7 protein-coding genes are annotated in these 10,501 nt (G+C 46.7%); 6 read left to right on the plus strand and 1 reads right to left on the minus strand.

Features of this window, described 5'->3' with window-relative positions; all coding sequences use genetic code 11:
* Nucleotides 1-22 precede the first annotated feature (22 nt).
* From Q0389_RS04670 to Q0389_RS04685, 4 genes are all read left to right on the plus strand, one after another.
* Complete coding sequence (locus tag Q0389_RS04670) at nt 23-1,192, plus strand: FAD-dependent oxidoreductase (RefSeq protein ID WP_298692105.1); 1,170 nt, start codon at nt 23-25, stop codon at nt 1,190-1,192.
* Between the two features lie 108 nt (nt 1,193-1,300).
* Nucleotides 1,301-1,543: a hypothetical protein gene (locus Q0389_RS04675; protein ID WP_298692107.1), complete on the plus strand. Its 243-nt coding sequence runs from the start codon at nt 1,301-1,303 to the stop codon at nt 1,541-1,543.
* Nucleotides 1,544-1,553: 10 nt separating this feature from the next.
* On the plus strand, nt 1,554-2,219 hold the full coding sequence (locus Q0389_RS04680; protein WP_298692109.1) for a response regulator transcription factor: 666 nt from the start codon (nt 1,554-1,556) through the stop codon (nt 2,217-2,219).
* 3 nt (nt 2,220-2,222) lie between these two features.
* Nucleotides 2,223-3,479, plus strand: a complete 1,257-nt coding sequence (locus Q0389_RS04685; RefSeq protein ID WP_298692111.1) for an ArsS family sensor histidine kinase — start codon at nt 2,223-2,225, stop codon at nt 3,477-3,479.
* On the opposite strand, the gene Q0389_RS04690 is transcribed toward Q0389_RS04685, so the two are convergent.
* Complete coding sequence (locus tag Q0389_RS04690; RefSeq protein ID WP_298692113.1) at nt 3,439-5,997, minus strand: ABC transporter substrate-binding protein; 2,559 nt, start codon at nt 5,995-5,997, stop codon at nt 3,439-3,441. The genes Q0389_RS04685 and Q0389_RS04690 overlap by 41 nt on opposite strands.
* 97 nt (nt 5,998-6,094) lie before the next feature.
* Here Q0389_RS04690 and metH point away from each other — a divergent pair, with 97 nt between their 5' ends.
* Both metH and Q0389_RS04700 read left to right on the plus strand, forming a co-directional pair.
* Nucleotides 6,095-9,592: a methionine synthase gene (gene metH, locus Q0389_RS04695; protein WP_298692115.1), complete on the plus strand. Its 3,498-nt coding sequence runs from the start codon at nt 6,095-6,097 to the stop codon at nt 9,590-9,592.
* A gap of 71 nt (nt 9,593-9,663) precedes the next feature.
* The gene (locus Q0389_RS04700) at nt 9,664-10,404 is read left to right on the plus strand and encodes a response regulator transcription factor (RefSeq protein WP_298692117.1); all 741 of its coding nucleotides are present in this window, start codon (nt 9,664-9,666) and stop codon (nt 10,402-10,404) included.
* Nucleotides 10,405-10,501 lie beyond the last annotated feature (97 nt).

Genomic DNA, 10,501 nt, shown 5'->3' on the forward strand with positions numbered 1-10,501 from the left:
TACCGTATCGGAGCGTAATCCTGTGAAAAAAGTAACCGTAATCGGCGGCGGAATCGCCGGAATCGAAGCTGCAATTTTCTGCCGGAAAGAGGGTTTTGAGGTCGAACTGATCAGTGATCGCACCTATCTTTTTATTTATCCTATCGCTATTTGGATCCCCGTATCGACGCTCTCTTTTGAAGAAGCCAAAATGTCGCTTAGTACATTGGCGGAAAAACACGGATTTTCTTTAACCGTCGATACCGTTACAGCCATTCATACCGATACAAAAACACTCACTCTGGAAAAAGGGGGAATCCGCATCGAAGAGATCCTGATTATCGCAACGGGAAGCGGCAAGATGAGACATCCGGGGTTGGAACATACACTTAGCATATGCGGTACACCTGAGCAATCGCTTCAACTAAAAACACAGATCGACCGATTGATCGAAAAAGGGAGCGGTTCGATCGCATTCGGTTTCGGCGGCAACCCCAAAGATACCAGTGCCGTACGCGGAGGACCGGGATTCGAACTTTTTTTCAATCTTCATCATAAACTTAAAAAACTTGGAATACGAGATCGTTACACCATGACATTTTTTGCTCCGATGGCACAACCCGGAGCACGTATGGGACCGAAAGCACTCTCCATGATGGAACATATGTTCGAAAAAAACAACTTTTGTACCCGATACGGGAAGAAGATCAAAGCATTTCAGGAAAATGGCGTAGTTTTTGAAGACGATTCCGTATTAGAAAGCGATTTGACGATGTTTATCCCTGCTGGAAACGGAAGCGATATGATAGCTAAGAGCGATCTGCCGAAAAATGAAGCGGGATTTATCCGAATTACTTCGACGTGTGCGGTCGAAGGGGTCTCTTCTTGGTATGCCATCGGCGATGCCGCAGCCATAGAAGGGCCCGATTGGAGGGCCAAACAAGGGCATATCGCAGAAGTGATGGCCCGTATAACGGCACACAATCTTGCAATCGAACATCATCTCAAACAAGACGATCCTCAAACCTATCATGAGCATCTGAACATTTTATGCGTTATGGACATGGGAAACGGTGCAGGATTTGTGTATCGAGATGACGCCAAAGCGTTATTAATCCCGATGCCGTTTGTCGGGCACTGGATGAAACAGTTGTGGGGACATTACTATAAAAACTCAAAAATGGGTCGTATTCCACGCCTTCCTGGGTTGTAAACACATTTACCTCTATTGATCTTTGTTTTGCTTTTCGTTAACATCGCTGCGTCATACTGTCATACGAGCGCTTCATCAAGAAGCACTATTTTAAACAAGGAGCCCCCTATGTTACGAACCCTCGTATTGTCGACATTAGCCTTTACCTTTCTCAGTGCATCCGTTCCCTCACCGATGTCCATGGCAACCGATCTGAATCTTTCTACACAGCAAATCAAAAAACTGCAACGGATCGATGCCGCGGTAGAACAGGTTAAACGACACTCTTATGCCAAACAGATCGAAGTTCTTACCCCTGATCAAAGAACCCGTTTCTGTACCCGACAAAAACCGCTATGTGACAACTACTGAAAGAGAGCCTATGATCCAAGCATTGATGGTCGAAGATGATCCCGATATTACAACCCTGTTAGTCAATTACCTCAAACAGCACGGTATTCTCGTCAATGCCGTTTCAACCCCTTCAGCAGGCCTGAATCTGCTGGACACCGATCATTTCGATCTGATTATTTTGGATCTGACGCTGCCGCAAATGGACGGTCTCGAACTGTGTAAGGAAATTCGTCTTAAAACGGACATTCCGATTCTAATATCCAGTGCCCGCAGCGATATTAATGATAAATTGGTCGGCTTGGAATACGGTGCCGATGATTATCTGCCCAAACCCTATGAACCCAGAGAATTGATTGCCAGAATCAAAAGTGTCCTCAGACGCTACCGCCCATCTGTGGAAAATAAGAACAAACCTTTCGTGCTAAACGAAAGCGAACAGCTCATAACCTATCGAGACGCCCCCCTCTCATTGACCCGAGCCGAATACGAGATTCTTTCTCTCTTCATTATGCATCAAAATCAAACGCTCAGCCGCGACTATCTAGCGAACAACTGCGAATCCATTTCATGGGAAAGTTCGGCACGTACGATCGATGTCATTATCAGCCGTTTGCGCCAAAAAATCGAAGCCGATCCTAAAAATCCCCGTTATATCCATTCCATCCGCGGAAGCGGATACCGATTCACCGGCTGATCGATGCGTCAGAGTATCTTTTTAAAAATCACACTTCTGTTTCTAATCACGTTTATCGGTATGGGAATCGGCTTTTTTGCCGTCCACGAAGAGCTTCTCAAAGAACATCGACATCAGCTGGAGATGGAAGCGGGAAATCTTTTTTTGCATTTGCGAAAAAGTGTCCCGCTCTCGTATCCCATGCGCCGAATCTATCTCCAAAAACGGGGATACAGTATTATCAGCCCTTCTGCGAATCTGTTGAAAACGCTCAAAAATACGTTTGATACAATCCCCGAAAATTTCCCCGAAGAGATCAAAGAATCGATGCAGGAGGGGAGAATCCAGGTTTTAAAAGATGAACGAAACCTTTATATCTATCTGACTAAAGCCACTCCACCCATGCTGATCGTCAAATCCGGGGCTGCCGCCAAGCCCGTATGGCCCGAAATCGTTTTTTTAGTCTTGATGATTTCACTTCTCCTTTTATATTGGCTTATCATCAAAACGCTTTTCCCTTTGAAAACATTGATCCATGCGATTGTACATTACGGCAAAGAAGGAAACTATACGCCGATCAACAGTCCCAAAAAAGATGAAATCGCCCTCGTTGCCAATGCCCTAGATGGAGCGATGCGTAAAAATCAAACCCTGATGGAAGCACGCCGCCTTTTTCTTCGGAATATCATGCATGAGCTGAAAACGCCGATTACCGTCGGTAAATTGGCACTGCCGTTTTTACATAGCGGCGAAGAAAAATCGATTTTGGAACGTGCTTTTTTTCGGATGGAACATCTCATCGGCGAATTGGTACGAGTCGAACAAATCACCTCCGGCGCACTCGCCCCGAACATACAACCCTGCCAGCCCAAAGCCCTGATCGACAAAGCCAAAGAGCTCCTTTTTCTCTCCGATGAAACCGTCGTCACCCTCTACGATGATAGTGTGTTTTATGCCGATTGCGATGTTTTTATCACCGTCTTTAAAAATTTAATCGATAATGCAATCAAGTATAGTCCGGATCATATGGTCCGGATCACTCAGCAGGGCTCTTCTATCGTCTTCTGCAACCGCGGAGAACCGTGGCCCGCAGGAACCTCTCTCAAAGCATTGAGCGAGCCTTTTTTTCATTCGAACGAGAACTCGTACAGTTTTGGCTTAGGGCTCTATATCGTCCAATCCATCATCGATGCCCATAATTTCAAACTCACTCACCATTACAGCACAAACGAGCATTATTTTACGTTGGAATGCCGGAATCCGCTTGTACCGCTCGATTAAGGCGGATATCGAAACAAGCTCCCTTCGGCGTATTATAAACGCTTAGTTTTCCCAAAAAATGTTTTTCGATAATCGTCTTGGCCATATACAATCCGATTCCCGTTCCTTGCGATTCGAATTTAGTGGTGAAGTACGGGTCGAATATTTTATCGATAATCGTCATCGGTATCCCTCCGCCGCTGTCTTCTACGCTGATCGTACAATAGCGTTCATCACTCTGGGAACGGATGAGAATCCACCTCTCGGCTCCTCTATGGTGTTCAATTGCTTCTCGGGCATTATTGATCAGATTGATCAACACCTGCTTTAACTCATTAGGATAAACCAACACGTTCATAGAAGGATCGATTTCGCGTTTGACACTGATTTTTTTACGTACCAGTAACGGTCCGAGAAGCGCCTGAACATCATTAACCAAATCGTTAATATTGACCGATATCTGACTTCGGTCTTGTTTAAAAAAGTTACGGAAATCGTCAATCGTTTGCGACATATACTCGATCTGAGCTTCGGCGATATCAATGACATTGCTCGCTTCTTTCGATCCGCCTAACGAACAACTGAGACTTAACCGGGTCATCGAAAGACCTAAAATATTCAAAGGCTGTCGCCATTGATGGGCAATCGATTCGAGCATCGATCCGATCTCCGCCATTTTGGCCTGCTGCATCAGGAGCTTCTCTTGTTTTCGGTTTTTTGCAACCGCTTTTTCAATCTCTTCTTGAAGCCTTTGGTTGAATATCTCCAGTTCGTCCGTCCGTTGACGAACCAAAACGTCAAGACGGCGATTTTTATAGACGATCAACAAAAACAAAATCGCTAAAAAGCCCGCAACGCTCCAGATAATGATATAGTTGACCGGTTTTTCCCGCTCCATCACCATCCAGCGTCCGTGAATCTCCTGGTATTCCGACGGGGTCATCGAAGCCAAAACTTTATCCGAGATGGAAGCCAGCATCCCCCAATCGTTACGAAATGCAAAACTGAGCTCATATCGATACGGAGTCTCTCCGACCACCTTTAAGTGCTTAAGACCGTTACGCTCGATCAGATAACTGACGACGCCTAACCCTTCGATACAGGCATACGCATCTCCCGATTCAACTTTTTGGAGTGCTTCGAGAGCATTATCTGCAAGAACGGGAGTAATATTAGGGTGATTTTTGCGCAAATACTCCTCGGTCGCATACGAGCGGACAACCGCTACTTTTTTGCCCCCCAAATCGTTCAGGTCGTTGATATACCCGACATCCGAATCAGCTACGATTACAATCGACTGTTTTAAATACGGTCGGCTAAAAAGTAGACTCTCTTTACGTTTATCGGTTATTGCGGCACACGAGAGCATATCCAGCTCTTTTTTCTGAACCGCCCGTATCGAATCGCTCCACAACTGTCGACTGTAATCGACTTCAAAATGGATTCCTAGTCTTTTTTCGAGCAATTCCAGATACGATGCGCTGATACCCGAATGTCGCCCTTTTTCATCTATCGATTCGACCGGAGCCCAGTTGTGATCAATCCCCACACGAACCACCGGATGCGCTTTCAGCCATGCTTTTTCTTTCTCATTCAGGTGCATAACGCTGTGATTATACAAAAGCGGTTCAAAGGAAGGGATCGACTGTAAAATACCGACGAGACGGTACCCCTGCGCAATCATCTCCAAACGGACGGGATCGATCGATCCGAATGCGGTATTAGGACGGAAAGCAAGCTCTTTGAGTGTTCTACCTTCATATATCAACGCTTCAAGCGATTTATGCTGAGGATTGTATTTACGGTAGATCACTTCCGCCGCTTCATCGATATGATCAAATGCCCAAAGCCACCCTTTCATCGACGCTTCATAAAACGCTTCCGCCCGTTCGGGATGCTCCGTTATCTCCTGTTTGGTGGTGAAAAGGATATCGCTGTAATAATCGAATCCGTACTCTTTGGGATTAATCGCATACGTTTCAACCCCTGCCTTTTTCAGGATATACGGCTCATTTGAGATATATGCCACCATCGCATCGGTTTCTCCGCGTGCCAAAGACATCGGATCAAACGAATGAGGCTGTACCTGTAAATCGTCGACCGTTAGACCGACACTGCGCAGCATGGTCTGTATCTCGGCCCACTGCACCATATCGCGTGTGAGCATCACTCGCTTGTCTTTTAGCTCTTTCGCATCGGTAATATGGGCATCTTTACGGGTTAGCAATACCATTGGAGACGATTGGTAAATCGCCGCCATCAAGATCAAAGGATCGCCGTTGACATAATTGACGATCAATGAAGAGTGTCCGACACCGTACTGTGCCTTCCCTTCCAACACGCTCTTGATAGACGCTTCTTTTTTCTGGGCATCAAGGATCGTTACATCCAGCCCGGCGTTCGCATAATACCCTCTCTCTTTGGCGATGTAATAACCGGCAAATTGGAATTGGTTAAGCCACGGAAGCTGTAGCGTGACGTGTTCTTTCGAGCACGCTAATGAGACAAAAAAAAGTGCTAAAAGAAGTAATTTTCTCATTCTAAGAGTGTATCCAAAGAATTATATTTTGCTACTTATACCTCTTTTGGGTTCTCTTCGATAAAATCGCATTTTACTTTATTGCAAGGTCTATGTTATGTCGGTCAAAAACACGCTTCTTGAAACCATTTCCCGCCGTCCCCTTATCATCGACGGTGCTATGGGTACACAACTTCAAGAGCGTGCCGACAAGATCCCCGAAAGTGCATGGGAAGGGCTGGAGGGGTGTAACGAACTTCTCAACGTTACCTGCCCGGAAGTAATGAGCGATATTTTCCACGCTTACCTCACTGCGGGAGCCGACCTCATCACCACCAACACCTTCGGTGCCTTTAGCTGGGTACTCGATGAATACGGGATCGGACACCGAGCTTATGAGCTTTCCCGAGCGGGAGCTGCCGTTTGTAAGGCCGAGTGTGAAAAATTCTCATCCCCTGAGCAGCCCCGCTTTGTACTCGGCTCTATCGGACCGGGAACGAAACTCCCCTCTTTGGGACATATCCATTATGATGAGATGTATGCGGGATATTTAGAGTGTTGTCTCGGTTTGATCGACGGCGGATGTGACATTTTTCTTCTTGAAACCTGTCAAGACCCCTTGCAGATCAAAGCGGCACTTCACGCCTGCGAAGCGGCGAATAAAGAACGCTCTACGGCTCTGCCGATTATGGTCTCCGTCACTATCGAGCTGGCGGGAAGTATGCTCATCGGAACCGATGCGGCAACGATTGCCACAATTTTGGAACCTTTTGACATCATCAGTCTGGGATTCAACTGCGGTACGGGACCGGAGCAATACGCCAAACATGTTAGAACCCTCTCTGAAGTATGGGGCAAACCGATCTCGGTGCACGCTAATGCCGGATTGCCGCAAAACCGCGGCGGCTATTCGTACTATCCGATGGGACCCGATGAATTTGCAAAGCTTCAATGCGATTTTTTAAACTATGACGGTGTCAGCTTCCTAGGGGGATGCTGCGGTACGACTCCTCAACATATACGCGCATTGGTCGATAAAGTCTCCACGATTGAGCCTAAAAAACCGAGCGGAGAGACGAAACCGTCCATCGCATCGCTGTTTAATACGGTCGAACTGATCCAAACCCCCGCTCCTCTTTTGATCGGTGAACGCTCCAACTCTACGGGGTCTAAAGCGTTTCGGGAACTGATCATCGCGAGCGATTACGAGGGGACACTCAGTGTCGGCCAGGCACAGGTACGCGACGGCGCTCATTGTCTGGACGTCAACGTCGAGTTTGCCGGACGTGACGGTGCGGTCGATATGGCGCACGTTATGAGGCTCTACAACCAAAAAATTCCACTCCCCCTCATGCCCGATGCGACACGGGTCAACACGATGGAAGAAGCGCTCAAATGCATTGGCGGTAAACCTATCATCAATTCGGTCAATCTCGAAGACGGTGAAGAGCGTCTGGATGCTATCTGTTCTCTCGCTAAAAAGTTCGGAACGGCATTGGTCTGTCTCGTTATCGATGAAAAAGGTATGGCAAAAACGACAGAAGATAAAATGCGGATTGCGGATCGTATTTATGATCTGTGCGTCAACCGCCACGGCATCGATCCGCGCAATCTGATGTTTGATATGCTCACCTTTACGGTGGGAAGCGGAGATCTGGAGTACCGTGATGCCGCCATCCAAACCCTTGAAGCGATCCGACAGCTCCACGCCAAATATCCGAATGTAGGTTCAACACTGGGTCTTTCCAATATCTCGTTCGGTCTTAGCATGAATGCCCGTGTCTTTTTGAACAGCGTTTTTTTACACCACTGTATCGAAGCGGGGATGACGAGCGTCATCATCAATGTCAAACACATCATCCCACTCTCTAAAATGTCCGAAGAAGACCGTGCTATCTGTGAAGAGCTTTTATTCCATCCCGATGATCAGTCCCTGTTTAAGTTTATCGGACACTTTAGCGATAAAACCATCGATAACTCTAAAAACGATGAAGCCTATGAAGCGCTCAGCGATGAAGAAAAGATTGCCAAGCTCCTTCTCGACGGGGACAAAGAACGGATGATCCCTCTTGTAGAGAAGGTTCGCCATTCGATCAATCCGGACCGTATCGTCAATGAAATCCTTATCGATGCGATGAAAGTGGTCGGCGAACTTTTCGGATCAGGAAAAATGCAGCTTCCGTTCGTACTGCAAAGTGCCGAAACAATGAAAACGACGGTCGATTATCTCAATCCGTATCTCTCCAAACAGGAAAAAGAGACCGATACTACCCTCGTGATCGGAACCGTCAAAGGAGATGTGCATGACGTCGGTAAAAACCTCGTCGATATTATCCTCTCGAACAACGGATTCAAGGTGATCAATATCGGGATCAAAACGGAACTCGAAGAGTATCTTGAGGTCATGAAATCCAAAGAGATTCACGCCATCGGGATGTCTGGACTGCTTGTTAAATCGACCCAGGTAATGCGGGATAATCTGGAAATGATGGCGGAGAAGGGAATTACGACTCCGGTACTATTAGGAGGTGCGGCACTAACCCGCAGTTTCGTAGACGATTTTTGCCGACCGATCTATCAAGGGCCGATTTTTTATTGCCGTGACGCCTTTGACGGAGTTATCGCGATGAGCCGTATCGAAAAATACAACGCCGATCCGAGCGTGGGTCTCGATACCCGTCTCGGCGGCGACATGGTCGAAAAAGCTCCTAAAGAAGTAGTTGATGTAATCATACCGCCGTACCACGAGCTCAAAATGCCGAGTGAGGTTAAAATTCCAACCCCGCCGTTTTGGGGACGACGTGTATTGCGTCGCGAGCAGCTTGATTTTGACATGGTATGCGAATGGATCAATAAACGCAGCCTCTTTAAATTGCATTGGGGATACAAACGTGCCGGGATGAGCGTAGATGAGTACAAAAAACTTTTGGAAACTAAAGTCTACCCAGCCTATGAGCGGATCAAGGGCGAGATTGTGAAGCGGGGACTGTTCGACCCGACCGTGATCTACGGCTACTATCCTGTGCGAAGCAGTGATCATGAGTTATTGATTTTTGATGAGAGCTGCGGATGGAATATCGATAAAAATGCCAATCGTCAGCCTCTCGACGAGGTAATCGGGAATGCCAAATACGTATTTGAATTTCCGCGTCAGCGCAAAGCCCCGCATCGGGCACTCAGCGATTTTTTCAACCATACGCGTGATGACGTATTGCCACTAACGTGTGTCAGTGTCGGAGATAAGTTCAGCGAATATGAAAAAGAGCTCTATGCCGCCAATGAATATCTCGAATACAATCTCGTGCACGGATTCGGGGTGGAGCTGGCCGAAGCGTTAGCCGAAGTGGCGCATAAACAAATCCGGCTCGATCTGAATATCGCAAGCGATGATGAAGGATTCAGCCTGCGCGATGTCCGCCTCAACCGATATGCCGGGGCACGATACAGTTTCGGATATCCGGCGTGTCCTGATTTGGAACCGAGCCGAATTATATTCGATCTTTTGCGCCCTGAAGAGTTCGGGATTACCCTCTCTGAGACGTTTCAAATTCATCCGGAGCAGAGTACGACGGCACTCATCGTCCATCATAAAGAGGCGACCTACTTCAATATCTAAAGAGCCTGGAATATCGCTCAGCAGGTATTGTGTTATAATCTGATTATTTTGACGATACGGGACAAAAAGATTTGATTGAGAACCAACAACAGATACTAGAGCAGACCAAACGTCTTTCGCTCCTTTTTGCCGAAGACAGCGCCCCTTTACGCACACGGATGAGTGCTGTTTTCGAAGAGTATTTTTACCGTGTCGACTGCGCCGTCGACGGATACGATGCTCTCGAAAAATACCGTGCATATTACGATACAAAACAAAAACATTACGATCTCGTCATCTCCGATATCCGGATGCCCCGCATGGACGGTGTGGAACTCACAGCCGAACTGCGTTCACTCCGGGAAGAACAACCTATTATTATCCTTTCCGCTCATGCGGAAGCCGACTATCTTCTCTCCTTGATTAATATCGGTGTCGCCCAGTTCATCACCAAGCCGATTCAATATCCCCAAATGTTTGAAACTTTATACAAAGTGTGCAGCAAGATCAATCAAGCCCATTTACCTGCCGAGCATCCGCAGAACATCATCGCCCTCAATCAGGATATTTTTTGGGATTTGGAAAAAAAGCTCCTGTTTGACCGTGAAAGTGCTATCCCTCTGACAAAATACGAGATCCTGCTGATGGAGATATTGACCCAAAAATTTGAACAAGTCTGCAGTACCGACGATATTCTGTACCATTTTTATCTCAACACGATCGACGTCAGCTCCGATAATATCCGCAGTATGATGATGCGGCTGCGAAAAAAACTTCCGGAAAAAGCGCTGACAAGTATATACGGAATGGGATATCGGTTATCCCATACCTAAAACGTTTTTCTACACCCGTATCTTCATAAAACGAAAATCATCGCTCTTTTTGTCTAATTAAAGTATAATAGATTAATTATGAACTTTAGGTCTCCAT

The organism is uncultured Sulfuricurvum sp., from assembly GCF_937936435.1.
Taxonomy (GTDB): domain Bacteria; phylum Campylobacterota; class Campylobacteria; order Campylobacterales; family Sulfurimonadaceae; genus Sulfuricurvum.

Excerpts from the sequence above, each read along its gene's own strand:
- Q0389_RS04690 (WP_298692113.1), bottom strand. The coding sequence starts at position 5,997 with ATGAGAAAATTACTTCTTTTAGCACTTTTTTTTGTCTCATTAGCGTGC.
- metH (WP_298692115.1), top strand. The coding sequence starts at position 6,095 with ATGTCGGTCAAAAACACGCTTCTTGAAACCATTTCCCGCCGTCCCCTT.
- Q0389_RS04680 (WP_298692109.1), top strand. The coding sequence starts at position 1,554 with ATGATCCAAGCATTGATGGTCGAAGATGATCCCGATATTACAACCCTG.
- Q0389_RS04675 (WP_298692107.1), top strand. The coding sequence starts at position 1,301 with ATGTTACGAACCCTCGTATTGTCGACATTAGCCTTTACCTTTCTCAGT.
- Q0389_RS04685 (WP_298692111.1), top strand. The coding sequence starts at position 2,223 with ATGCGTCAGAGTATCTTTTTAAAAATCACACTTCTGTTTCTAATCACG.